Source organism: Pseudomonas sp. AU12215 (genome assembly GCF_001675465.2).
Taxonomy (GTDB): domain Bacteria; phylum Pseudomonadota; class Gammaproteobacteria; order Pseudomonadales; family Pseudomonadaceae; genus Pseudomonas; species Pseudomonas nitroreducens.
Map to the genome: position 1 here is coordinate 93238 of NZ_MACM02000130.1, position 24469 is coordinate 117706.

At 63.2% G+C, this 24469-nt stretch carries 27 protein-coding genes; 9 read left to right on the forward strand and 18 right to left on the reverse strand.

Annotated features, from left to right (window positions below):
• Nucleotide 1 precedes the first annotated feature (1 nt).
• Together A9513_RS17395 and A9513_RS17400 are read right to left on the reverse strand one after the other, a co-directional pair.
• Nucleotides 2-457, reverse strand: a complete 456-nt coding sequence (locus tag A9513_RS17395; RefSeq protein ID WP_024763694.1) for a GNAT family N-acetyltransferase — start codon at nt 455-457, stop codon at nt 2-4.
• A gap of 43 nt (nt 458-500) precedes the next feature.
• On the reverse strand, nt 501-1418 hold the full coding sequence (locus A9513_RS17400; protein ID WP_024763695.1) for a LysR family transcriptional regulator: 918 nt from the start codon (nt 1416-1418) through the stop codon (nt 501-503).
• 97 nt (nt 1419-1515) lie between these two features.
• Here A9513_RS17400 and A9513_RS17405 point away from each other — a divergent pair, with 97 nt between their 5' ends.
• Entirely contained in the window at nt 1516-1803 is a 288-nt protein-coding gene (locus A9513_RS17405; RefSeq protein WP_024763696.1) for a DUF2218 domain-containing protein, read from the forward strand.
• Nucleotides 1804-2046: 243 nt separating this feature from the next.
• Here the strand turns inward: A9513_RS17405 and A9513_RS17410 are convergent, their stop codons facing one another.
• Together A9513_RS17410 and A9513_RS17415 are read right to left on the reverse strand one after the other, a co-directional pair.
• Nucleotides 2047-2328: a type II toxin-antitoxin system RelE/ParE family toxin gene (locus A9513_RS17410; protein WP_024763697.1), complete on the reverse strand. Its 282-nt coding sequence runs from the start codon at nt 2326-2328 to the stop codon at nt 2047-2049.
• Nucleotides 2325-2552 carry a CopG family ribbon-helix-helix protein gene (locus tag A9513_RS17415; RefSeq protein ID WP_024763698.1) on the reverse strand — a complete coding sequence of 76 codons (228 nt, stop codon included), beginning with the start codon at nt 2550-2552 and terminating at the stop codon, nt 2325-2327. Before A9513_RS17415 ends, A9513_RS17410 begins: the two co-directional genes overlap by 4 nt.
• Before the next feature lie 240 nt (nt 2553-2792).
• Between A9513_RS17415 and A9513_RS17420 the strand changes: the two genes are divergently transcribed.
• The 5 genes from A9513_RS17420 (at nt 2793) to A9513_RS17440 (ending at nt 7291) form a co-directional block, all read left to right on the forward strand.
• The gene (locus A9513_RS17420; protein WP_065327709.1) at nt 2793-4178 is read left to right on the forward strand and encodes a sodium:solute symporter; all 1386 of its coding nucleotides are present in this window, start codon (nt 2793-2795) and stop codon (nt 4176-4178) included.
• Nucleotides 4179-4205: 27 nt separating this feature from the next.
• Entirely contained in the window at nt 4206-5162 is a 957-nt protein-coding gene (gene speB, locus A9513_RS17425; RefSeq protein ID WP_024763699.1) for an agmatinase, read from the forward strand.
• A gap of 75 nt (nt 5163-5237) precedes the next feature.
• Nucleotides 5238-6164 (forward strand): LysR family transcriptional regulator, encoded by a 927-nt coding sequence (locus A9513_RS17430; protein WP_037011732.1) that lies wholly within the window; start codon nt 5238-5240, stop codon nt 6162-6164.
• Nucleotides 6161-6874 carry a phytanoyl-CoA dioxygenase family protein gene (locus A9513_RS17435; protein ID WP_065327710.1) on the forward strand — a complete coding sequence of 238 codons (714 nt, stop codon included), beginning with the start codon at nt 6161-6163 and terminating at the stop codon, nt 6872-6874. Before A9513_RS17430 ends, A9513_RS17435 begins: the two co-directional genes overlap by 4 nt.
• 15 nt (nt 6875-6889) lie before the next feature.
• Nucleotides 6890-7291, forward strand: coding sequence for a GFA family protein (locus A9513_RS17440; protein ID WP_024763702.1), 402 nt, complete (start codon nt 6890-6892; stop codon nt 7289-7291).
• Nucleotides 7292-7339: 48 nt separating this feature from the next.
• Here the strand turns inward: A9513_RS17440 and A9513_RS17445 are convergent, their stop codons facing one another.
• The 10 genes from A9513_RS17445 to A9513_RS36335 all read right to left on the reverse strand — a co-directional run bounded on the left by A9513_RS17445 (nt 7340) and on the right by A9513_RS36335 (nt 17104).
• On the reverse strand, nt 7340-9298 hold the full coding sequence (locus A9513_RS17445; RefSeq protein WP_065327711.1) for a DUF4105 domain-containing protein: 1959 nt from the start codon (nt 9296-9298) through the stop codon (nt 7340-7342).
• Complete coding sequence (locus tag A9513_RS17450) at nt 9295-9630, reverse strand: DUF2388 domain-containing protein (RefSeq protein WP_065327712.1); 336 nt, start codon at nt 9628-9630, stop codon at nt 9295-9297. The genes A9513_RS17445 and A9513_RS17450 overlap by 4 nt, the downstream gene beginning before the upstream one ends.
• 37 nt (nt 9631-9667) lie before the next feature.
• Entirely contained in the window at nt 9668-9961 is a 294-nt protein-coding gene (locus A9513_RS17455; RefSeq protein ID WP_024763705.1) for a DUF2388 domain-containing protein, read from the reverse strand.
• A 111-nt stretch (nt 9962-10072) separates the two neighbouring features.
• Nucleotides 10073-10393, reverse strand: a complete 321-nt coding sequence (locus A9513_RS17460) for a DUF2388 domain-containing protein (protein WP_024763706.1) — start codon at nt 10391-10393, stop codon at nt 10073-10075.
• A gap of 92 nt (nt 10394-10485) precedes the next feature.
• Nucleotides 10486-10680 (reverse strand): DUF1127 domain-containing protein, encoded by a 195-nt coding sequence (locus tag A9513_RS17465; RefSeq protein ID WP_024763707.1) that lies wholly within the window; start codon nt 10678-10680, stop codon nt 10486-10488.
• A gap of 150 nt (nt 10681-10830) precedes the next feature.
• On the reverse strand, nt 10831-11970 hold the full coding sequence (locus tag A9513_RS17470) for a glycosyltransferase family 1 protein (protein WP_065327713.1): 1140 nt from the start codon (nt 11968-11970) through the stop codon (nt 10831-10833).
• A complete protein-coding gene (locus A9513_RS17475) occupies nt 11967-13196 on the reverse strand; it encodes an ABC transporter ATP-binding protein (RefSeq protein WP_037006841.1) in 1230 nt (409 codons plus the stop codon). The genes A9513_RS17470 and A9513_RS17475 overlap by 4 nt, the downstream gene beginning before the upstream one ends.
• Nucleotides 13196-13981, reverse strand: coding sequence for an ABC transporter permease (locus tag A9513_RS17480; RefSeq protein WP_037006843.1), 786 nt, complete (start codon nt 13979-13981; stop codon nt 13196-13198). The genes A9513_RS17475 and A9513_RS17480 overlap by 1 nt, the downstream gene beginning before the upstream one ends.
• 66 nt (nt 13982-14047) lie before the next feature.
• The gene (locus A9513_RS17485) at nt 14048-14812 is read right to left on the reverse strand and encodes a methyltransferase domain-containing protein (RefSeq protein WP_038803463.1); all 765 of its coding nucleotides are present in this window, start codon (nt 14810-14812) and stop codon (nt 14048-14050) included.
• 33 nt (nt 14813-14845) lie between these two features.
• Nucleotides 14846-17104 carry a methyltransferase domain-containing protein gene (locus tag A9513_RS36335; RefSeq protein ID WP_065327714.1) on the reverse strand — a complete coding sequence of 753 codons (2259 nt, stop codon included), beginning with the start codon at nt 17102-17104 and terminating at the stop codon, nt 14846-14848.
• A gap of 239 nt (nt 17105-17343) precedes the next feature.
• Here A9513_RS36335 and A9513_RS35635 point away from each other — a divergent pair, with 239 nt between their 5' ends.
• The 3 genes from A9513_RS35635 (at nt 17344) to A9513_RS17500 (ending at nt 20675) form a co-directional block, all read left to right on the forward strand.
• A complete protein-coding gene (locus A9513_RS35635; protein WP_141678451.1) occupies nt 17344-17673 on the forward strand; it encodes a hypothetical protein in 330 nt (109 codons plus the stop codon).
• A 217-nt stretch (nt 17674-17890) separates the two neighbouring features.
• The gene (locus tag A9513_RS17495) at nt 17891-19063 is read left to right on the forward strand and encodes a glycosyltransferase family 4 protein (protein WP_024763710.1); all 1173 of its coding nucleotides are present in this window, start codon (nt 17891-17893) and stop codon (nt 19061-19063) included.
• 175 nt (nt 19064-19238) lie between these two features.
• The gene (locus A9513_RS17500; protein ID WP_065327715.1) at nt 19239-20675 is read left to right on the forward strand and encodes a mannose-1-phosphate guanylyltransferase/mannose-6-phosphate isomerase; all 1437 of its coding nucleotides are present in this window, start codon (nt 19239-19241) and stop codon (nt 20673-20675) included.
• Nucleotides 20676-20785: 110 nt separating this feature from the next.
• Here A9513_RS17500 and A9513_RS17505 read toward each other — a convergent pair whose 3' ends face one another.
• The 4 genes from A9513_RS17505 to A9513_RS17515 all read right to left on the reverse strand — a co-directional run bounded on the left by A9513_RS17505 (nt 20786) and on the right by A9513_RS17515 (nt 24469).
• Nucleotides 20786-20992: a DUF1127 domain-containing protein gene (locus A9513_RS17505; protein WP_024763712.1), complete on the reverse strand. Its 207-nt coding sequence runs from the start codon at nt 20990-20992 to the stop codon at nt 20786-20788.
• Between the two features lie 31 nt (nt 20993-21023).
• On the reverse strand, nt 21024-21320 hold the full coding sequence (locus A9513_RS35640; RefSeq protein ID WP_141678452.1) for a hypothetical protein: 297 nt from the start codon (nt 21318-21320) through the stop codon (nt 21024-21026).
• A 28-nt stretch (nt 21321-21348) separates the two neighbouring features.
• Nucleotides 21349-22845 (reverse strand): acetyl-CoA hydrolase/transferase family protein, encoded by a 1497-nt coding sequence (locus A9513_RS17510; RefSeq protein WP_065327716.1) that lies wholly within the window; start codon nt 22843-22845, stop codon nt 21349-21351.
• A 187-nt stretch (nt 22846-23032) separates the two neighbouring features.
• Nucleotides 23033-24469 (reverse strand): NAD(P)(+) transhydrogenase (Re/Si-specific) subunit beta, encoded by a 1437-nt coding sequence (locus A9513_RS17515; protein WP_024763714.1) that lies wholly within the window; start codon nt 24467-24469, stop codon nt 23033-23035.

The following is a 24469-nucleotide window of genomic DNA, read 5'->3' on the forward strand; positions in this document are numbered from 1 at the left end:
GTCAGGCGGTGCGGCGCATGCCGATGTGCGGGATGTCGTCTTCCAGATAGACCTCGGTCACCGGCGCGAAGCCGTAGCGACCGTAGTAGCCCTGCAAGTGCGCCTGGGCCGAGAGGTAGATCGGCAGGCCGGCCCAGCGCTGGGCAATGGCTTGCAGCGCCTGCTCCATCAGCTGGTGGCCAAGACCGCTGCCGCGCCCGGCCGGCGCAATCACCACGCGCCCGATCACCACGTCGCCGTCATGGCGTTGCGGATCGAGCAGGCGCAGGTAGCCGATCAGTTGGCCATCCTGCTCCACCATCAGGTGGCAGGTGTCGCCGACCAGATCGAGGCCGTCGACTTCCTGGTACGGGCATTTCTGCTCCACCACGAAGACTTCGGTGCGCAGTTGCAGGATGGCGTAGAGCTCTTCCTTGGTCAGGTCGCGGTGGTGCTTGCAGGTCCAGTTCAGGGCCATGTTCTGTTCACTCCGGTCATCGAGAAGGCCATGGTAACGCGGCTCACACCGGCGCGTGGAAGCGCAGTGTCGCGGACCCGCCCAGGTGCCGGCGCAGCGCTTCGATGGCGACCTTGACCTTGGCCGGCTGGGCGTCGCGGCGCGGAGTGACGGCGTAGATGCCGAACGGCGGCAATGACCACTCCGGCAGCAGGCGCACTAGCCTGCCCTCCTCCAGTGCCTCGCGCACTTCGGGTTCCGGTTGGCAGGACACGCCGAGGCCATCGAGGGTGAACTGGCGCAGGGCGATCATGCTGTTGGCGGCGACGCGCGCCTCCAGGCGCAGCTTGCAGGTTTCTCCGCCCGGCCCGCTGAAGGTCAGGTAGGCCTGGTGCGCCACGGTGTTCAGCGCCAGCCAGTCCACGTTCTGCAATTGCTGGGGATGGTCGATGGCGGCGATGCGCCGAAGGTAGGTGGGTGCTGCGCAGATGACGTTGTTCCATTCCGCCAGATGGCGCGCCACCAGGCTGGAATCGGAGAGGCTGCCGACACGGATGGCGAGGTCGATGCGCTGTTCGATCAGGTCGATCTGCTCGTCATGGAAGAACAGCTGCAAGCGCAGTTGCCGGTGGTTCTCCAGCAGCGGTCGCAGCGCTTCGGTGATCAACTTGCCGGAAAAGCCCACCGGTGCCGCCAGCCGCAGCTCGCCCACCGGCGCTTCACGCCACTCGCCCAGGCGCTGCTCGGCTTCCTCGGCAATCGCCAGCATCTGCGCGCAGCTGCGGTAGAAGGCCTCGCCGGCTTCGGTCAGCGTCAGCTTGCGGGTGGTGCGGTGCAGCAGCGTGACCTGGGCGTGGGCTTCGAGCTTGCGAATCTGCTGGCTGACCGCCGAGGGCGTCATGCCGAGGGCCTCGGCCGCGGCGGCCATGGAGCCGCGCGAAACCACGGTGGCGAACACCGCCATGCCGCGAAGATTGTCCATTGTGAAGCTCCGCTAAAGAGTGAAAGGCAAAATAGCGGGTTTTTCCCTTGATTGCCGGCGCCTAGGATGTCATCTCCCAAAATGGAGAAGAGAAACGATGCCTTCGAGCCGTGCCACCGTCCCTACCCCCGATGCCGCGCGCTACCTCAAGCGCCTGTGCAACCACTTCGCCCACAAGCTGCCGGTCGAACTGACCGAAGACCGGGGCGTCCTGACCTTCGATTTCGGCACCTGCCGCCTGCACGCCACCGCGCAAGCCCTGCTGATGGAAGCCGAGTCCGCTGATGCCGAAGGCCTTGAGCGCCTGCAGAACGTGGTAGTCAGCCACCTCGACCGTTTCGCCTGGAAAGAAGGCCAACTGCCGGTGAACTGGCAAGCCGCCTGAAATCACCCGGCGGAAAAGCGCAAAAACTGAAAAACCCGGCCAAGGCCGGGTTTTTTGTTGCCTGGAAAACGCCAGACGTCGCTCAGGAATTTTGACTGAACACTACCGATTGGTCACAAAATATTCGTTCTTATCCCTGAATGCTGCTGATTGACCAAGTAATACGCCTTTGCTCTATTGATCGATTTATGATCAATAAGAAAAGTCAATGCCTTGAAACATCTTGTAACCGTGTGGCCACTTTTACCCCGGGTTATCCACACGGTCGATGCGCAAAATCTGTACAGAACGGCCCTTTACCCGGAAAGCGGCCTGGTACGGCCAGCGCTCGACACTCAGTTCGCGCACGCCGGGGACTTCGCTCGGCACGCCGCTGCTGCTCAGGTCCAGGTTCGCCAGCGGGCTGACCTGCTCGACGATGTCCTGGATCGCCCTTAATGCCTTCTCCGGGCCGATCAGCACGACGTAGTGGTCATAGATGGCGTCCAGGTCGGCTGCGGCCTTGTGCGTCCACTGCAGGCTCATGCCAGCCCCCACTTGCCTTCGATGGCGGCGTGCTCCAGCAGGTGGCCGGCATCGGCGTCCGCCACGCCTTCATCGATGGCCGCCACGTGCCAGCTCTGGCGCTCCAGGTACTGCGCCAGGGCCTGGCGCAGGTGATACGGCCGGTCCCGGTGGGTGGCGCGGGCCAGTTGGTCCAGCGCCGCCACGAGGCTGTCATCGGCGCGGAACGAAACAACGGTGGTCACTTTTTGAACAGCTCCGTTTACGCTGTATACAGTGTTTACAACGATAACATACGTATACGAATCAAGCACTTGGCTTGAGCAGGTTTTTCTTCGGCAGACGCGGCCAGGGCGCGCCAGGCGCGGGACAGGCCGCCACTTTCGCGCCGGCGAAAGTTGGCTTCCGGCATTGGGGATTTGTTGGCGAGGCGGGGCGCATCAGGCTTGCCGGGCGGCCCACACAACAACAACAGGAGCCCCGCGATGCTGCTCGATTACCTGATCATGCTGGTCTACGCCCTGGGCATGCTTGCCCTGGGCTGGTACGGAATGCGCAAGGCGCGCAACCAGAACGACTTCCTCGTCGCCGGGCGCCGGCTCGGCCCGGGCCTGTACCTGGGCACCATGGCTGCCGTGGTGCTTGGCGGCGCGTCCACCATTGGTACGGTGAAGCTCGGCTATCTCTACGGGCTGTCCGGCCTGTGGCTGGTGTTCATGCTGGGCCTGGGGATCATCGTCCTCAGCCTGGTGTTCTCGCGGCAGATCGCCAGGCTCAAGGTCTACACCGTCACGCAGATCCTCGAGCAGCGCTATCAGGCGTCGTCGCGGCTGATCGGCGGCATCGTGATGGTCGCCTACGACCTGATGGTGGCGGTCACCGCGACCATCGCCATCGGCTCGGTGACCGAGGTGGTCTTCGATGTGCCGCGCATCCCGGCGATCCTCTGCGGCGGCGGCATCGTCATCTTCTATTCGGTGATCGGCGGCATGTGGTCGCTGACCCTCACCGATATCATCCAGTTCGTGATCAAGACCCTCGGCATCTTCGCCGTGCTGCTGCCCATGTCGATCCACGAGGCGGGCGGCCTGTCGCGGATGCAGGAGGTGCTGCCGGCGGGCTTCTTCGACCTTGGCCACATCGGCCTCGACACCATCCTCACCTACTTCCTGCTGTACTTCTTCGGCGCGCTGATCGGCCAGGACATCTGGCAGCGTGTGTTCACCGCGCGCAGCGAGAAGGTGGTGCGCTACGCCGGCCTCGGCGCCGGTATCTACTGCATGCTCTACGGCCTGGCCTGCGCGCTGATCGGCGCCGCCGCCCACGTGTTGATCCCCAACCTGGCGGTGCCGGAGAACGCCTACGCCGAGCTTACCCGGCAGGTACTGGAGCCGGGCGTGCGCGGGCTGGTGGTAGCGGCAGCGCTGTCGGCCATCATGTCCACCGCCTCCGGCTGCCTGCTCGCCGCCGCCACTGTGCTGCAGGAGGATGTCTATGCGCGCTTCCTGCGCCCCGGTGCGCCCAACGGCCTGCGCGAGAGTCGCCTGTTCACCCTGCTGATGGGCGTGGTGATGCTGGTCCTGGCATGCCTGGTAAACGACGTCATCGGCGCCCTGAGCATTGCCTACAACCTGCTGGTGGGCGGCCTGCTGGTGCCGATCCTCGGCGCGCTGCTGTGGCGCCGCGCATCGGCCCGCGGGGCGATCGCCAGCATCGTCGTCGGCAGCCTGGTGGTGGTCCTGTTCATAGCCATCGACGGCATCCTCGCCAATACCCCCATCGCCTACGGCCTGCTCGCCAGCCTGGTCACCTTCGTGGTGGTCAGCCTCGCCGGCAAGCCTGCCATCGGCCTGCAGCCGCAGGCCGACTGAATCCCTTTCGCAGCCAGGAGACGAACCGTGACCCACGACTTCCCCCAACCGTTGGACGCCGCCGAAATTCCCCGCTTCGCCGGCATTCCCAGTTTCATGCGCCTGCCCATCTTCGAAGACCCGGCGCAGGTGGACATCGCGCTGCTCGGCGTGCCCTGGGACGGCGGCACCACCAACCGCGCCGGCGCCCGCCACGGCCCGCGCGAGGTGCGCAACCAGTCCAGCCTGATGCGCAAGGTGCACCACGTCAGCCACATCGCCCCCTACGATCTGGTGCGCGTCGGTGACATCGGCGATGCGCCGGTGAACCCCATCGACCTGCTCGATTCGCTCAAGCGCATCGAGGGCTTCTACCGGCGCATTCACGCCGCTGGCGCCATCCCGTTGTCGGTGGGCGGCGACCACCTGGTGACGTTGCCTATCTTCCGCGCGCTGGCCGCGGAGCGGCCCGTCGGCATGGTCCACTTCGACGCCCATTCCGACACCAACGACCGTTACTTTGGCGACAACCCGTACACCCATGGCACGCCGTTCCGCCGCGCCATCGAAGAAGGGCTGCTCGATCCGAAGCGTACGGTACAGATCGGTATCCGCGGCTCGATCTACGACGCAGACGATGAAGCCTTTGCCCAGGAGTGCGGCATCCGGGTGATCCACATGGAAGAGTTCGCCGACCTCGGCGTCGAGGCGACGCTGGCGGAGGTGCGTCGCGTGGTGGGGCAGGAGCCGACCTACGTGACCTTCGACGTCGATGTGCTCGACCCGGCCTTCGCGCCCGGCACCGGCACGCCGGAGATCGGCGGCATGACCACGCTGCAGGCGCAGCACCTGATCCGCGGCCTGCAGGGCCTGAACCTGATCGGCGCGGACGTGGTGGAGGTGTCGCCACCGTTCGACCAGGGCGGGGCGACCGCGCTCGTGGGCGCGACCATGATGTTCGAGCTGCTCTGCGTGCTCGCCGATTCACTGGCCGCTCGCCGCTGAGCGTCGTGGGGGTTCACGCGGCGGCGTCCTCGGCGCTATAACGAAAGGCCTGCGCCCGCCGCCGCGAGAACTCCCATGCTGGGCAATCTTTCCGATATCGACCTGCGTCTGCTGCGCACCTTCTGCACCATTGTCGAGGCAGGCGGCTTCACCTCCGCCCAGGTGCGCCTGAATACCAGCCTGTCGCGCCTGAGCGTGCTGGTGCGGGATCTGGAGCTGCGTCTGGGCTATTCGCTCTGCCGGCGCGGCAGCAGCGGCTTCCAGCTCACCGATGAGGGCCAGGAGCTCTACGACGCGGCGCTCGGCCTGTTCACCGACATCGAGCGCTTCCGTGAGCAGGTCACCGGCCTGGGTGGGCGCAACCGCGAGATCCTTCAATTGGGTTGCGTGGATGGCGTGCTTGGCCAGCACTGCTGGCCGCTGCCGCTGGCGATCCAGCTGTTCCGCCGGGACAACCCGCGAGTGCGCCTGAACCTGCATACGCAGCGCCCGGACGAGCTGGAGAACGCGGTTCTGGAAGAGCGCCTGCAACTGGCCATTGGCGCTTTTCACCATCGCTTGTCCGGCCTGCGCTATCAGCCCCTGTTCCGCGAGGAGCAGAACCTCTACTGCGCCCGCGAACATCCATTCTTCGCCCGCCAGGACGACGAGCCGACGCTGGAGCAGATCTGCGCTGCCGAGTATGTCGGGCGCGGCTACATGGCCGAGAGCCGGCGGCCCCACGGCCTGGTGTTCAGCCGCGCGACCAACGCCTACAGCATGGAGGCCATCGCCAACCTGGTGTTCAGCGGCACCTTCATCGGCTACCTGCCGAGCCACTATGCCGGCGAGTGGGTGGCCGATGGCCGGTTGCGCGCGATCCGTCCGGCGCAGCTGGCCTACGTCTCGGAATTCCACTGCGTCACGCGTCAGGGCGCGGAGCCCGGCGAATCGCTGGCGGCCTTCCTTGATGCGCTGGAGCGTGCCCAGGCGCGGCTGGGCAGCGGCGTGGCGCCGGTGTGAACGCGCTGCGTGCCCTGCACGAGGACGGCTTCGTCCTGTTGCGCGGCCTGCTGGACGCGGCACAGGTCGCCGAGGTGCGCACGCTGATCGACGGCCTGCGGCCGCTGCACTGGGATTACGAAGGGCTGGTGGACCACTACAAGTGTGTGTTCAACCGGTCGCCGCGCTGGCTGCCGTACCTCGATCCGCCCGGGCTGATCGAGCTGGCCGAGGCGGCGCTGGGCGGTGACTGCCATGTCATCGGCCAGACCGCCTGGCGTTGCCATCCGGGGTTCATCGGTGCGGAAATGCACCAGGATTACCTGCCTGTCGCGCTGCCCGCCTTCGACGTGCCGATGTTCATCTGTACCGCGCAGATCTACCTCGACGACATCGACGAGGTGCTGTGCCCGACCTGGGTGATTCCCGGCAGCCACCGTACCGGCCGCGCGCCGGGCCCGGACGAGCGCGCGTGGCAGGGCAGGGCCGCCGAACCGGTGCTGTGCCGCGCCGGTGACTGCCTGCTGCTTCGCAGCGACCTGTGGCACGCCGGCAGCCGCAACACGAGTCAGCGCACGCGCTACCTTTTGCAGGTGCACTACGGCCGGCGCATGGTCGCGCAGAAGTTCTCGCCCTACCTGGACTGGACCTTCAACCCTGAGGTGCTCGCCGCCTGCACACCGCGGCAACGCCGGCTGCTGGGCGACCACGACGCGGCCGAGTACGACTGACTGGGAGGATCAACGATGAGTGCTGTACATGCCGGCGGCTGCCATTGCGGCCAGCTGCGCTACGAGTGCGACGCCGAGCTGAAGGACGTCGCTCACTGCCATTGCTCGATCTGCCGGCGCACCACCGGCGGCATCGTCACCACCTGGGTCACGGTGCCGTTGAAGAGCTTTCGCTGGACCCACGGCAAGCCTGCCGAATACCGCTCTTCGCCGCCGTGCGTGCGCTACTTCTGCCGCAACTGTGGTGCCCAGCTGGCCCTGTTCACCGACCAGGCGCCGGATACGCTGGATATCACCACGGCGACGCTGGAGGAGGTTGCCACCGTGGTGCCGGATCGACATATCTGGGTGAACAGCCGGCTGCCGTGGATTCATCTGGACGAGCAGCTGGAGGAGGAGTGGGAGGAGAAGCTTTAGTGCTCGGAGATGGCGTCAAGGTGAAGCCTTCGTAGGATGGGCGGAGTCTCAGGGCAACTCCAGCCCGCCCGCTGCCTTGTGCAGTTCGCGCAGGTGCGCGCCGATCTGCTTGGCGTTGGCTTCCAGCGCCGCGAGCTCGTCGCGGCGCTCCGGGGTGAGCAGGGCGCGCACTTCGCGATCGAGGTTGTCGCTGAGCTGGCGCAGGCGTTGCTGGCGCTGCTGGGTCTGCTTCTCCAGGGTCGCCGTTTCCGGCGCCTGGGGCAGGCCGTAGCCGCCGTCGAGGAGTTCGGCAGGGCGGCTGAGGAAGCCGCTGTCGTCGAGGATCTGCTGCAGCGTCTTGCCGGCGGCGGCGAGGTCGGGCTTGCTCTTCATGGCCTCCGGGTTGCTCAGGTACAAGCGCTTCAACTCGTCCTGGGCCAGCAGCAGCTGGCGGCGCAGTGACGCCTGTTCGAGCAGCAGCAGGGCGGCGCTGGAGCGCAAGTCGGCTTTGTCGAACCACGGGCGGCGCTCGACAGCGGGGAGGGCGAGCCAGTCTTCGACCTTGTCCTGTGGCACCTTCATGCGCGTCTTCAGCACATCGAACATGGCCTGGTAGCGATCGCGGAAGGAGTCGAAGCGATAGCCCAGGCGCAGCGCTTCCTTGGGGTTGTCCAGCACGCTGGCGTCGGCGATGCCCTTGTTCTCCAGCAGGCCGAGGACGCCATAGGGCGTGATGCTGTCCATGGTCTGCAGGCTCTGGCGCTGGATGCCGCTGCGCAATAGCTTCAGCGTCTCCACCGCGCAGTTGTTGGACAGGAAGTAATAGTTGCCGTCGTAGCTCCAGTGGCTCTGCGCGGAGCGCTCCACCAGGCTGTTGACCTCGTCGCGGCTGAGCCTGAGCGGGATCGAGGCGAGGCTGCGCAGCTCGACCTTGGTGTACTCCTCGATCACTTGCGACAGTGGCAACACGAACAGGCGCGAGGGGTAGGCGCCGGTCAGGCCGTCCCAGCTGGACAGCTGCAGGTCGCCGACGAAGGCCCGGTAGGACAGCACCAGGTGCTGGTCCAGGTCCAGGCGGCACGCCGGGCCGCGCGGGCGGCCCGGCGCACAGACCACCAGGCGCAGCATGGTGTGGCCCCAGCGGCTGGCAATCTCGTTGTTGGCCTCGGCGATCAGGTAGTCGACCTCGTAGACCCGTTCCGGGTCGAGATAGCCCAGCGGCTGGCGGCCGAAGTCGCGGCCGGCGTTCAGGTAGGCGTACTGGGTCGAGCACTCGTCATGCGGGCGCTCGCCGAAGCGCTCTGCGTAGTAACGATAGAGCGTCGGGCGGCGGCAGGCGAAGCTGCGGTCGAGGAGGAAGTACTCCATGTTCACCGCGACGTACTCGCGCGGGTTGGTCAGCTCGTATTTGTCCGGGCTGCGCAGCAGGAAGCGATTGTGCTGTTCGCGCTCGCCATGTTTGCCGGCGTACTGCGGCCAACCGGCAAGGTCGAGCAGGCGCGGGTCGTCTGAGAGGGTGAAGCGGCGGCCGGTCTGGCCACGGCATTCATCCGGCGCGCCAACGCGGCCGAGGCTCTTGTCGCGCATCGTGCAGCGGCGGATCACCCGGCCTTCGTCGGTTTCCCAGAGGCGGGCGCGGTCGTAGAGGTGGGTCAGCTCATGGAGCAGCGTGGCCAGCAGTTCCCGGCGCAGGGTGCCATGGGTGCGGCCGGTCTGCTCGGTGGCGGCGGTGCCGTCGGTGAGCGGGCCAAGGTAGCGGGTATTCAGGGCGATGGCGCCGGGGCGCAAGGTGCGACCCATGCCGTTGCTGGGCAGGTCGTCGCGCCACTGCACCTGGACCTTGCGATCCAGGCGTGCGACGAAGCTGTCCGGCAGGGTGTGCAGGGCCTCGTCGAGCAGCTGCTGGCTGGCCTGGCGCTGCGCAGCGTTCAGGCCTTCCTCATCCAGCTCCAGGCGGAGCGCGGCGTGGCTGCTGGCGGCGACGGTGAGTGCCAGGGCCGCCAGCCAGCGGCCAGCCCGGAGTCTCACAGAGCGAGGATGGCTTCAGCCAGGTCCTGGTCGGAGGCTTCGCGCGCCTGCGGCACCTGCTCGCGCAGAACCTTGAAGGCGGCTTCGAGCTGGGCGCCACGGATCGCGCCATCGCTGCCGACATAGCTGGCGGCATCGTCGCGGGCTTCGCGGACGACCTTCATGTCGCGCACGGACGTGGTGGTGTCCGAGGTGAAATCGATGCTGCGGGCGAAGGCGTTGGTGGTGATGTTGAACACGCGGATCACCGACTGGGCCTGGGCGGTGGACGCGCAGGCGGCGAACAGCAGACCGAGGATCAGAGGGCTCTTGGACAGCGAACTGAGGCGCATGGATGTCTCCGAAAGGGCAGCGAGGGCTGCTCACAACTTATTTGGCAAGAATGGCTTCGGCCAGTTCCCGATCATTCGCCGCCAGCCCGGGGTGTTCCCGTCGCAGCCAGTGCAGGGCCGCTTCCAGGCGCGCACCGCGCAGGGCGCCGTCGGAGGCAACGAACAGCGCCGCGTCATCGCGGGCGCCGCGCAGCAGCTTGTTGTCGAAGGGCGCGCTGGTGACCTGGCTGGTGGCGTAACTGGTCCCCACCGGAAACTGGGTCGTCTGGTCGAATGCCTGGGCAGGCAGGGAACAGGCAAGCAGCGGCAGCAGGAAGAACAGGGTACGCATGGGCTCGGACGATCGGAAAAGCACGGCCGACAAGGCTAACGGAATGCGCTGTGGAGAGCCAGCGCAGAGCGCCGGGCGGAGCGCCCGGCGCGGCAGGGGGCGAGCGGTGGATCAGATGGTCAGGATGGCCTGGGCCAGCTGCTGGTCGTTGGCGGCCAGGGTCGGCAGCTTGCTGCGGATGTGGGCGAGGGCGGCTTCCAGGTGCGCACCGCGAATCTGCCCCTGGCTGGCGACGAAGGTGGCGGCGTCGTCACGGGCTTCCAGGACGATCTTGTCGTCCTTGAAGGAGTTGCTGATATCCGAGGTGCCGTCGGAAGTGGCGCCAGTGGCACGTACCGACAGGTCGGTGGTGTAGACGAAACTGGTGGCGAAGGCGCCGGTGGTGCAACCGATCAGGGCGGCGGCGGCAATCAGGCGAAGGCTGTTCTTCATGGAGTGGCTCCGGATAAGACCAAACAGAGGTGGCCGGGGCGGCCACTCTAACTGTGGTCAGACTAGCCAAGACTGATCGGCGTCACCAGCATTCAGCGCCAGAACGGTTTCGAGATTTCTCTCACGCGCTCGCTGGGGCTGATGCCCAGGTCGGCCAGTTGCAGGCTGCTCAGCTCGGCGAGCTGGCGGCGGGTGCGGGCGTTCTGGTGCCATTGGCGCAGCAGGTGGCGCAAGCCCGGACGCGGTGTGTCGGGTTTGGGATGAGCAGTGGAGACGAAACTTTGCATGGCGGGTTCCTCCCGGTCCGTTCCTGTGGAATTAGGATGGGCTCGGTGAGGGCGCGCGGGCAGGCACAGGGAGGCGAAATTGTATTAGAGCAGTCCAGGTCTGCCGGCAACTGTATCGCTGCGAAGGACGCACGATTGTTCTGCTGCGGGCTAGCTCAGCGCTGCGCGGTAGGCGCTCATCGTCAGTTCCGCGGTTCGCTCCCAGGAGAATTCGCCTGCGCGCTTGAGTCCCGCCAGCTGCAAGGTTGCCCACAAGGCGTCGTCTTCATGAAGCCGCAGGATTGCCTCGGCCAGCTGTTCCGGCTGTGTCGGATCGATATATACCGCGGCTTCTCCGCCGACCTCCGGCATGGAGGAACAGTTGGAGGTGATCACCGGGGTACCGCTGGCCATCGCCTCGAGAATGGGCAGGCCGAAACCCTCATACAGGGAAGGGAACAGCAGCGTGCGTGCCGAGCCCATCAGCAGATGCAATGGCTCGCGCTCCAGATAGCCGGTGCGGATCAGGTGTCCTTTGCGCTCCAGTTGCGCCAGTGAGAGTGGGATTTCTCCCCAGCCGCGAGCGCCGGCAAGCACCAGCGGGCAGTGCTCGAGGAAGGAGGAGGGCAGGTGCTGAACGGCCTGGAACACCAGTTCGAGGTTCTTGCGTGGTTCGAGGGTGCCAACGCAGAGCAGGAATTTACGATGGCGCAGGCCGAGGGGCTGCAGTGTCGGCAAGGATTGATCCGCGCTGCATGGCCGGAAATGCGCTGAGACGCCCAGGGGTGTGACACACAGGCGCTCACGGTTCAGGCTGTAGTGCTGCATGGCTTGCTGGGCAGTGGACTCGGAGACGCAGAGAATTCTGCGCGCATTGCCCAGGGCGTGGTCCAGGCTTTTTTCGATGGCGCGCAGGCGATCCGCTGGCTGTGTCTGCGGATAATGAACGTGGGTCAGGTCATGCAGGGTGAACACCATCGGGCGATCGACACGCTGCGGCCACAGCGAAGGCTCGTGGTACAGGTCGGCATTCTGCTCGTCAAGGGCGCGCCTGAGGGTGCGGCGCTCCACCCAGCGCTTGGCCTGGTAAGGCGACGGCAGCAGGCGTTTCGCCAGATCGCGCAGCAGCGAGTAGTGGCTCAGCCCCTGGGCAGGCAACTGCGGACCATGGCGCAGACCGTAGGTGAACGAGAGGTGAACGTCGGTTCGCTGCTGCAGGGCGCGGCTCAGCTCACCGACATACCGGCCGATGCCGGCTTGCGGGGCAAGCAGGATGCTGGCATTGAGCACGACCCGCGGCACGGACCTCATGCACCGACCTTCTCTACTTGCGCTCGGGCGCCCAGCCAGGTCGAGCCGACGAAGTCTTCCTTGCCCTGGTTGAGGACGTGGAAAATGAGGCTGTGATCGCGCCATTCATAATTCTTGTCCAGGTGCGAGTCGTAGGCGGAGAGGGCGATGGCCACGGAGTAGTGGCCCTTGCCCAGCGTGGCTTCGAAGGCAAAGCGGAAGCGCGCCCGCTCACCGGCCTGGAGGTCCTCCAGCGCCATGTCGAGGCGGTGCGTGTTGATGCCGTAGATGGGCTGGCCATGCTGGTCCTTGATCATGAAGCCGAGGATCAGCCGAGGAATTGCCTTCTCCACCGAGACTTCCACTTCAAGGGTCACGGCCTGGCCAATGGCGATTGCTTCCACGGCGCTGCCTTTGGTGTCGCGCAACATCACCGAGACAATTCGAGCCTCGCCCGTGCCCGATGAGGTCTGTACGCGGCCGTCGGCCAGTGTCTCCTGCCGGATCAGGGCTTCCTCGCGGTTCGCCAGTGCCGCGTTGTAGTAGTCGAATACCGTTTCGGGCTTTCCTTCCAGCGCAAGCCGCCCGGCCTCCAGCAACAGCGCGCGGTCGCAGATCGACTGAATGGCATGGCGGTCGTGGGAGACCAGCAGCAGCGTGGTGCCCGCTTTGCGGAACTGGCGTATGCGCTCGAAGCTCTTGTGCTGGAAGTAGGCGTCGCCGACCGACAGGGCTTCGTCGACGATCAGGATGTCAGGGCGCTGGGCCGTGGCGACGCTGAACGCCAGGCGCATCTGCATGCCGCTGGAGTAAGTGCGCACCGGTTGTTCGATGGCCTCGCCGATTTCGGCGAAGGCTTCGATCTCGGGCATGAGCCGGTCTATCTCGCCGATGCTCATGCCCAGTAGCTGACCTGCCATGTAGACGTTCTGCCGGCCACTGAAATCCGGGTGGAAGCCCATGCCCAGTTCCAGCAGGGCGGCGACCCGGCCCTGCATGTGGATGTTCCCTTCGCTGGGCTGGCTAGTGCCGGTGATCATCTTCAGCAGGGTGCTCTTGCCGGCGCCATTGACGCCGATTATGCCCACCGCTTCGCCGGGTTCGATGCGGAAACTCACGTCTCGAAGGACCCAGTGCAACTGATGGCGGAGCTGCCGGCCGGGAGTGATCCACTCGGCCAGTCGTGCCCACTTGCTGGGATACTGGCGGTAGGCCTTGCCCAGTTTCTCTACGACGATCGTGCCCATCAGAGTTCGTCCACCATTTCACCCGAGCGAGCGCGGAACAGCAGCAGGCCCACCCCGCAGAGCAGGATCGAAATCAGCAGCGGTGACCACAGGGAGGCCCAGTCCGGCCAGCGCTGGTACACCAGCACCGTCTGGAACGCCCCCACCAGCGGTGTCATCGGGTTGATTTCCACCAGCGGCCGGATGTAGGAGGGCAGGATCGCGATCGGGTAGACGATAGGGGTCAGCCAGAACCAGAACTGCACCACGATGCCAAACAGCTGGCCGACATCGCGGAAGAACACGTTCAGCACCCCCAGCAGCATGCCCAGGCCTGCCGCGAAGGCGAGCATGATCGCCAGCAGGGGTAGCAGAGCGAGCAGCGCGGGTCCGGGGAAAGCCCCGGCTGCGCTGATGATCAGCAGGAACAGGACGAAGGTGATGGCGAAGTTGACCAGCGCGGTACCGATGACCACGGTTGGCAGGCAGATCCGCGGGAAGCTCAGCTTCTTGATCAGATTGGCGTTGTCGAGAAACATCGACTGGCTGCGCCCGGTGATCTCGGTGAACAGGCCCCATACCAGGAAACCGGCGCACAGGTAGAAGCCGTAGGCCAGGTGATTGTCCACGCCTGGCAGGCGCGAGCGCATCAGCTGCGAGAACACCAGCGTGTAGACCAGGATCATCGCCAGCGGGTTGAGCACGGTCCACAGCGCCCCCAGCAGGGAGTTGCGGTAGCGCGCCTGGAACTCGCGGCGGATGCTGCTGATGACGAAGCCTCGAAAGGCCCAGAGACTGCCTAGCATCTGAATCCCCGAAGTGTGGAAATAGCGGGTGTGCGGATTGGATCGAGGCGAGCTGATCTCGCGTACTCACTTTCGCCTGAGCAGGGCGTACTGGCTGTCGCCAACGTCCCTGATGTCGCTGCTGCTCACCTGATACTGATTGGCAAACCAATCGACTTTCTCTGGGCGGATGTAGCTGAACTGTCCCCAGTGGAGTACGGCCAGTCCATTGGAGTCGAGGGCGGAGAGGAAAGAATCCTTGCTGAATTTGCGCACGGGAATACCGAAGGACTGTTGGCCTGGGTTGGCGGCATAGTCGTCGAACTCCTGGCGTGTCTGGTGTTTGGGGCTGCTCTGGAAGGTGAACAGCTCCTTGCAATTCTGAGTCGTTGAGACGAGAGCGACGCCGTCAGGAGATAGCAGTTCGCGAATGTCCTGGAGAATTTCATCGCAAATGCCGGTAGAGACGTGCTGTAGCACCATGGAGTTCAGAATCAGGTCGAATCGAGCAGCAGGTTGAGTTTTCCGCAACTCTCTGCTGGTGATGTTGAAGATCTCGATGTTGCCCTTGCCCCGATATCGCTTCTTGCAGTCAGAAAAACGATCCTGGTCCGGCTCTAGTCCGATTATCGCGTTGCGCTCGGTGTCCAGCAGTTCGATCATCCGTCCCAGGCCACAGCCGATTTCCAACCATGGGGTTGTCGGCTTCAACTGAGCGACCAGCTTGACGTGCGTCAGAAACTCTTCCTCTGGGTCGCCCGAGCCATCACCGATTCGACTTGTGAAGTTCTTCTGCCACAAGCTGATGGCGTCATCGTTGGCGTTGTACTTGTAATTATTCTGTGTCGTCATTGTCCGATCGCTTGTTCACATAGAAAGAAGGGGCTACGCCTGCTCTGTCGGTTTGCGCGCCACGATGATGCGGGATTTCGGTAGGAAGCTATCAAGCTCTTGCTTGATGGGGACTGCATCCGGCAGCTGCAGGAACTTCAGCCAGGTATCGGCCCAACTATTCAATACCGGCGGATAGGGCGGCGTGATCTTGTCGAGCGTTGCACCGTCGTAAGGTTCCCCGCTTGCCTTTTGGCAAACCCAGAAGAAGCACATCCAGATGACCCAGTAGAAGCCAGTCGTCTGCCGGCCCTCGACGACCAGGCCTGCCTCCACAACTAATTGTTCCAATTCGGAACTGGTGAAGATTCGGACATGGTTCGGCTCTTCGAAGTGCGCAGGATCGGCGAATTTCTTCTGCAGCAGTTCTCCTTTCGCATCCGGCACACTGATGAGGTAGAGGGCGCCTGGTCGCCCCACCCGAACTAGTTCTTTCATCACGCCAGCGGGATCTTGTACGTGTTCGAGCATCTCCATGGCGATAACCTTGCTGGCCAAGCCATCCTCGAGCGGCAGCGGTGCGCAGTCGCTGACTATGCCGATGCAACTGCCGCTGCCGACCTGCGATAGCCGCTCCTCGGCTTCAGCGACCTTTTCCGCATCGAGATCTAGGAAGTGCACGGTTGCGCCCTGCCGTGCGCAGAACAGGCTGGCACCGCCCGTCCCGCAACCGACATCAATCACTACATCATCAGGGGCGATGGCGAATCCGGGGACCAGTTCCCCCGTCTCCGAATTGAACCAGCCGCTTAGGTTTGCATCGTGGAGGCCGGTCAGGCGAGAAAGGTCAGGAAGCTCGACCATTTCCTGGCGGGGAGCGGCGGGGACCATGCTTTGGCGGAGTCCGAGGAACTCACCGAGGTTCTGCGTTGCGCTGGCATGGGATGCATGCAGGAACAGGCGGGCGATCGAATTGTTCGCCATTTCTATATAGCGCTGCGGTTGCTCCGTCGCGACCTTGTAGCTGGACAGGAATGCATCGCGCAGCGAGGCCCAGTCGACTCGATGCTTATGGGCGCGGAAGATGATGCGCGGGTCATGTGGCCAACAGGACGGCTCTTCGCTGGAGTTGACCAGGAAGGCAACCTGTTCGTCGATGTAATCAATCATCGCAGTGTGCCGCGGAGCAATAGCGGGTTTTCCGCAGGACATGAATTCCATCAGAGGCAGGCATTGCCCTTCGCCTACCGAGCTGTTTACGGTGTAGGTCGAAGTGGCGATCAACTGCTCGTAGGAGTCGTCCTCGAGGTAGCCATGGATGCCTACGACTCGACATTTGAACGAAGGGACGCGACGCAAGGCATCGCTGAGCATCGAGAAGGCCCAATCGCTGTTCAGGTAGGTGAATTTGAAAACCAGGGTTGCCTCGGGCACCTCGGCAAATGCCTCACAGAAGGCTGTCACCATGTCACCCCAGTTCTTGCGGCCATCGCAGGGGTTCAGCACTGTGGTGTAAATGACGCCATCCAGTGTGATCGATTGCACTTGCGGCGCCTGGGCGTCTAAACGGGCCTGGGCCCGTTGCTGGCGGCGCCAGTTGGCCTGACGCAGAAACTGCGAGAGCAGATTGGCCACGCGCCCAGGAAGCAGATCGCGAACAGCATCGCGATACCATTCGATGGCATGGCGCTTGGTTGCCCCGAGGCGATAGCGCATGGACTTTCGAAAAACTGGTAGCTCTGTATCCGGGCTGGCTGGCGCAGCCAGGGACAGTTGGGCGCTATCGAGAATGCTCCCCCGCACGCTCAGGGTCACCGGATTGCGGATGGCGGTCGGTGGGTACTTTACTCGCAGCTTTTCAAAGCGATCCCAGAGTGGGGATGGAAGCGAAATGACCGGGAAGTCGTCACCCATTGCCTTGCGAATGGTCGCGGCGGTGTGCTCCGAGTGGGTGATCGCCTTACCCAAGCGAGCTAGTACATGGGTCCAATCGTTGTTGGGATCGTTATCCCAAGCCTCGTCCGGCAGCGTGTCGAACTCCCAGGCGAACACCGGAATGGTGGGGCAGCGCAGGGTGGTCAGAGTCTTGTTGGGGGGAGAGAAGGAGAGAAAGACGCAATCCTCGCCGCTGGCGAGGCAGCTGTCGTAGATCGCGTCGACCTCTGTCTCCGGCGATTTGACGACCTGCACCCGGCCGAGCTTCTCGAGCATCGGGCGGAATTCCTTCAGGACGAAATAGTAGCTGTATTCGGGAAGGCCAAGGCTGCTCTCGATACTGCTGGAGTCGGTCGCAGAGTAGATCAGGAAAAGCATCTAAGACGGTCCTGCTTATTATTTGTTATTAGGCACTTACCGAAGGGTATTCGGTATTCCATCTGAATGACTGGTCGGTCACTGTGCCGGCCCGAGCTATTTCTCCATCTTCCGCTAGAAAATAGCTTTTTTCTGAGATAGTTTTTACCTGATCCAAACGCACCGCCGCAAAGAAAATTTGCAGAGGACGGCACATAACAATATTCGTGGACACGGATCTGCGAGCTCAGGAGGTAGTCATGACGGCGCATGCCGCCATGCCTTGTGCATGCCAATCACCTTGTTCCTTTCGTGTTTCGGGGAACAGTCGTCGCCTTGAGGTTACCGCTGCTCACGCTGCCCATCTTCGCAATCCGCCTGTGGTGGCCTGGTCGCGCCAGGCGTCTGAGAAACCCGATTTGACGGTGGGTGGTGGCGAAGTGGTGGCGTTGCTGTGGCCTGCCTCCGATGAACATGCCGCGATGTCGTTCCAGTCGACAGTTGCCTCGGTGGCGCTGGAGCGTCCCGCTGGAGTTCGCTTCGCGGTGCAAGTTTTATTGTCAGGAAGTTTGCCTGGGTATCTGGAATAGGATAGGTCGGGGATTACGCTGTTGAAAATGGATGTTGTCCTTGTCGTATATATTCCGGTGCGTCTCGTAATATAGGGGCGACGGCCAAGCAGCATGTAGGGCTTATAATAATATGAGTGCTCAGGATGCGGATGAAATTGCTGTAAGGAAGTTGCCGGCTCCAGGGAAAAGGCCAACTTCTGAAACTATCACTGCCATGGAAATCATGCCTGCCAGACTGAAGGTTCTGCACTTCTTCAAGGTATATCTGCCCGAGTCGGTCGGCGGTGTGGAGCAGGTCATCTATCAGCTGTGCGAAAGTAGCGGGCGGTTTGGTGTCGAGGGCGAGGTGCTGGCCTTGTCCTCAAGTACCGTCGAGCAGCCGCAGCGCGTGGGTGGGCACCTTGTACACCAGGTGCGTCGCAATTTCAGTCTCGCCTCCACGGGAGTGTCCTGGCAGGCCATCGGCAAGCTGCGCGAGCTCGCTGAGCAGGCCGATGTGATCCACTATCACTTTCCTTGGCCGTTCATGGATGTGGCGCATTATCTGGCAGGTATTCGCAAGCCGAATGTCGTTACCTACCATTCGGATATCATTCGGCAAAAGCACCTGTTGCGCGTATATCGTCCGCTCATGCGCCGATTCCTGGGGCAGACGAATCGGATAATTGTCACCTCGCCGAATTACTTCGCTACAAGCTCGATACTTGGCGATTTCAAGGATAAGGTTTCGGTGATCCCGATCGGGCTGGACCGGGCTTCGTATCCGGGTGCAAACAAGGAAACGTTGAGCCGCTGGACCGAACGACTGGGCGACGAACGCTTCTTCCTCTTCATAGGGGTTATGCGGTATTACAAAGGTCTGCATATTCTTCTGAAAGCATTGCAGGGGACATCGCTGAAAGTCGTGATCGTTGGTGCCGGACCGTTGGAGCGGGAGTTGCGCCGACAGGCGGAAGCCTTGTGTGTCGATCAGAACCTTGTGTTCCTCGGCCGCGTGGAAGAAGACGACAAGATCGCGCTGCTCGAACTCTGCTACGGCGTCGTTTTTCCCTCCCATCTTCGCTCCGAAGCCTTCGGCATTTCCCTGCTCGAGGGCGCCATGTTCGGCAAGCCGCTGATCTCTAGCGAAATTGGCACCGGCACCAGCTACATCAATATCCATGGCGAAACCGGTCTGGTCGTTCCCCCCAACGATCCCGAGGCCTTTCGTTCCGCTATGCAGCGACTCTGGGATGATCCGGCGCTCGCAGCGCAAATGGGCTCGATGGCTGTCGAGCGTTTCCAGCAACTGTTCACCGCCGAAAGCATGGCCCGCCGCCATTCCGAACTGTACCGGGAAGTCCTGGCGGAGCACCTGTGGGGGGAGAACAGCCAACTTGCCGTCGAGAATGCGGAGCGCCTCATCTAGGGCGGCGGCCGGAGCTGCCATTCTCCTCCCATTCGAGGGGCCTGATCCCCGATCTTCAGTAGTGGTCCATCCAAGAACATCGTTCAGTAGCGCATCCTGATCCGGGCGGGCGTCGTGCCCCGTGCCCCACAGGGGTGCAGAAATGACGGCCCCAGGGGCCGGCAAGGAGTTGAACATGCTGATTCCCGTCATTCTTTCGGGCGGAGCCGGAACCCGTCTCTGGCCGGTCTCCCGTGAAGGGCAACCCAAGCCCTTCATGACCCTTCCCGATGGACAGTCTCTGCTGCACAAGACCTACAGCCGGGCGGCCAGCCTGCTGGGCAATGGTGGAGAGATTGTCACGGTCACCAACCGCGACTACTACTTCCAGAGCAAGGACCATTACCAGGCCGCGCGATTGGTGCAGCGCGGGCATTTCATCCTGGAACCTTCCGGTCGCAATACGGCGCCGGCAATCGCCCTGGCGGCACTTGCCCTGCGTGCCCGCCACGGCGATGAGGCGGTGATGGTGGTGATGCCGGCAGACCATCTGATCCGTGACCTGGAAGCTTTCGAACGAGCAGTCGGGCACGCGGCATCCCTGGCGGAAACGGGTCACCTGGTGACTTTCGGTGTAGTCCCCACGACGCCCGAAACCGGGTTTGGCTACATCGAGGTCGGCGACGAAGTGGATGACCGTGGTGGCGCGCTGGTCCGGCGGTTCGTGGAGAAACCCGACCTGGATACCGCTACGCACTTCCTGCAGAGCGGGAACTTCCTGTGGAATTCCGGCATGTTCTGTTTCTCGGTGGGAACGCTGCTCGGCGAACTGGAGCAGCACGCTCCGGAGCTTCTGGCGGGGGCGATTGCCTGTTTCGAGGCGAGTCCGGTCAGCGAAGCTGGTGCCATGCTCCAGCAGGAGCTGAACGGCGAGTACTTCGGTGGGTTGCCTGACATTTCCCTCGACTATGCCCTGATGGAGCACTCCAAGCGGGTTGCTGTCATCCCGGCACACTTCGACTGGAGCGATATAGGCTCCTGGAGCGCGCTGAGTTCACTGGTTGCGCCGGACAGTCAGAATAACCGGGCAGCGGGCCACGCCATTTTCGTCGACACCCAGGGGACCTACGTACAGAGCGAGGGGCGCCTGGTAGCGACTGTCGGTGTCTCCGACCTGATAGTCATCGATACCGCCGATGCCATCCTGGTTGCTCACGCCGACCGCGCGCAGGACGTGCGCAAAGTGGTGAAGCAATTGAAGGACAGCGAGCACGAGGCGTACAGATTGCACCGCACCGTCGCCCGGCCATGGGGTACCTATACGGTCCTGGAAGAAGGTGCACGCTTCAAAATCAAGCGGATCGTGGTCAAGCCGGGAGCGTCGCTGTCACTGCAGATGCACCACCATCGCAGTGAACACTGGGTAGTGGTATGCGGGATGGCCAAGGTCACCAATGGCGAGTCAGTGCGTCTGGTGAACAGTAACGAGTCGACCTACATCCCCGCTGGCCATCGGCACCGTCTGGAGAATCCGGGGGTGATCGATCTGGTGATGATCGAGGTACAAAGCGGCGAGTACCTGGGGGAGGACGATATCGTGCGTTTCGAGGATATCTACGGGCGTACCCAGTAAGTTTTCTCCCACAAAAGCAAAAGGCCGCTAAGAGCGGCCTTTTTGCTTTCTTTCCGGTACAGTTTTTCTGTGCTGGAAACTGCCTTCGACTGTTATGTCGAGAGGACTGCTTAGCGCCAGAACGGCTTGTTCAGTTCGGCGTAACGCTGGGCTTCGCTGATGCCGGCGTCAGCCAGCAGGCGGGAGTCCAGGCGGGCCAGCTGACGGCGGCTTTCCATGCGGCGTTGCCACAGGCGAACAGTGCCGACGAGGCCACGGTGGGCGCTGGAGGTGCTACGGGGGGTGCTCAGAGCTGCGGAACCGAGGGTACGTTCCATGGTGGTCATCCTTCTCGCTTGTGGCGAGTAGTCAGTTGCTGAATGGATTGAGCATATGATCTGACTTTTCAGTCAGAGATGACAGGTACAGTTGTACTGTATTGCGGTTGGTCAGCCGATTGTAATTTTGAACTGTAATGGTCTTTTTCGGGGCGAACTGTACCGTTACGCTCCATTCTGGTGCGCAATCGGTGGGCGTCTGTGGCTTTTTGCGTGTGCCGGCCAGGTTGGCGGCGGGGAAACTGAACAGTTGGAGCGGGATAAAAATCTGTTCAGTAGTGTTTTTACGTGGTTTTTTTCCGGCTGTAAACCCTGGCGGGCCATTCATTGCTGAATGACCCGCGGAAGGCTCCGGATCAGCTCGCCGCCAGCATGTGACCGCGTTCTTCCAGATTGATATGCCACTCCAGGGCCTCGCGCAGGATGTGCGGGGTATGCCCGCCGCGCTCGCAGGCGGCATCGAAGTAACTGTTGAGGGCGTCGCGGTAGGACGGGTGCACGCAGTTGTCGATGATCACCCGGGCGCGCTCGCGCGGCGCCAGGCCGCGCAGGTCGGCGAGACCCACTTCGGTGACCAGGATGTCCACATCGTGCTCGGTGTGGTCGACGTGGCTGACCATCGGCACCACGCTGGAGATGTTGCCGCCCTTGGCGATGGACTTGGTGACGAAGATGGCCAGGTGCGCGTTGCGGGCGAAGTCGCCCGAGCCGCCGATGCCGTTCATCATTTTGGTGCCGCCCACGTGGGTGGAGTTGACGTTGCCGTAGATGTCGAACTCCAGCGCGGTGTTGATGCCGATGATGCCGAGGCGACGCACCACTTCGGGATGGTTGGAGATTTCCTGCGGGCGCAGGACCAGCTTGTCCTTGTAGCGCTCCAGGTTGCCGAACACGTCGGCGTTGCGGCGGCTCGACAGGGTGATGGAGCTGCCCGAGGCGAAGCGCAGCTTGCCAGCGTCGATCAGGTCGAAGGTCGAGTCCTGCAGCACTTCGGAGTACATGGTCAGGTTCTCGAAGGGGGACTCGATCAGCCCGCACATCACCGCGTTGGCGATACTGCCGATGCCGGCCTGCAGCGGGCCGAGGCTGTTGCTCATGCGTCCGGCGTTCACTTCACGCTTGAAGAAGTCGATCAGGTGGTTGGCGATGCCCTGGGTCTCGTCGTCCGGCGGCAGCACGGTGGACGGCGAGTCCGGCTGGTCATTGACGACGATGGCGACGATCTTTTCCGCCGGGATCGGGATGGCGGTGCTACCGATGCGGTCGTCGACCTTGGTCAGTGGGATCGGCGTACGGGTTGGGCGGTAGGTTGGAATGTAGATGTCGTGCAGGCCTTCCAGGTTGGTGTTGTGCGCGACGTTGATCTCGACGATCACCTGCTTGGCGAAGATCGCGAAGCTGGCCGAGTTGCCCACCGAGGTGGTCGGCACGATGTGGCCTTCCTCGGTGATGGCGACGGCTTCGATGACGGCGATGTCCGGCAGCTTGAGCTGGTGATTGCGCAGTTGCTCGACGGTTTCCGACAGGTGCTGGTCGATGAACATCACCTCGCCGGCGTTGATTGCCTTGCGCAGGGTGCTGTCGACCTGGAAGGGCATGCGGCGGGCCAGTACACCGGCCTCGGTGAGCTGCTTGTCGAGGTCGTTGCCCAGGCTGGCGCCGGTCATCAGGCTGATGCGCAGCGGCTCCTGCTTGGCGCGCTCGGCGAGGGCCTTGGGTACGGCTTTGGCTTCGCCGGCGCGGGTGAAACCGCTCATGCCGACGGTCATGCCGTCCTTGATAAGGGCCGCGGCCTGGTCGGCAGTCATCACCTTGTCCAACAGGGAGGACATACGCACGCGATCACGGAACATGGGAAAACCTCGGGCAGTAGGAAGTGCGAGGCCGCCAGTCTAGGGACTCGGCGATTTTTGGCTCTTATACCAAGGTCGAAAAATCGCCCGGCCGGTTGCCTTCTTACTACCAAAGTTCAGGAGTTTTCCCTTTGCCGGAAAGCAAGACACCGGCGCGAGGCCGGTGTCTTGTGGATCAGCGGTCGTCTTATTCGACGGCCTTGACCATGTCTTCGATGACTTTCTTGGCGTCGCCGAAGACCATCATGGTCTTGTCCAGGTAGAACAGTTCGTTGTCCAGGCCGGCGTAGCCGCTGGCCATCGAGCGCTTGTTGACGATCACGGTCTTGGCTTTGTAAGCCTCGAGGATCGGCATGCCGGCGATCGGCGACTTCGGATCGTTCTTCGCCGCTGGGTTCACCACATCGTTGGCGCCCAGGACCAGCACCACGTCGGTCTGGCCGAACTCGGAGTTGATGTCTTCCATCTCGAACACCTGCTCGTAAGGCACTTCGGCCTCGGCCAGCAGGACGTTCATGTGGCCCGGCATACGGCCAGCAACCGGGTGGATGGCGAACTTCACGTTGACGCCGCGGTGGGTCAGCTTCTCGGCCAGTTCCATCAGTGCATGCTGGGCGCGGGCCACTGCCAGGCCGTAGCCGGGAACGATGATCACGCTGTCGGCGTTGGTCAGCAGGAACGAGGCGTCGTCGGCCGAACCGGACTTCACCGGGCGGGCTTCTTTCGCACCGGCCGGGCCGCCAGCGTCCGCTTCGGCGCCAAAGCCGCCGAGGATGACGTTGAAGAACGAGCGGTTCATCGCCTTGCACATGATGTAGGAGAGGATCGCGCCCGAGGAGCCCACCAGGGAGCCGGCGATGATCAGCATCGAGTTGTTCAGCGAGAAGCCGATACCTGCCGCGGCCCAGCCGGAGTAGGAGTTCAGCATCGACACCACGACCGGCATGTCCGCGCCGCCGATCGGGATGATGATCAGCACGCCGAGGACGAAGGCCAGGGCCAGCATCACCACGAAGGCGGTCAGGTTACCGGTGAACATGAACAGCAGGCCCAGGCCCAGAGTGGTCAGGCCCAGCACCAGGTTGAGTAGGTGTTGGCCGCTGAACTGTACCGGGGCGCCCTGGAACAGGCGGAACTTGTACTTGCCCGACAGCTTGCCGAAGGCGATCACCGATCCGGAAAAAGTGATGGCGCCGATGGCCGCGCCAAGGAACAGCTCCAGGCGGTTACCGGTGGGGATGGTATCGCCCAGGTTCTGCACGATGCCCAGCGACTGCGGCTCAACCACGGCGGCGATGGCGATGAACACGGCGGCCAGGCCGATCATGCTGTGCATGAAGGCGACCAGTTCCGGCATCTTGGTCATTTCAACGCGCTTGGCCATGATCGAACCGGCGGTGCCGCCGACCAGCAGGCCGACGATCACGTAGACGATGCCGGTGGTGGCGATTTCGCTGCTGATCTTGAACACCAGGGCGACGGTGGTCAGCGCGGCGATGGCCATGCCGATCATGCCGAACAGGTTGCCGCGGCGCGAGGTGGTCGGGTGCGACAGGCCTTTGAGGGCCTGGATGAAGCAGACCGAGGCGATGAGGTAGAGGAGGGTGACGAGGTTCATGCTCAT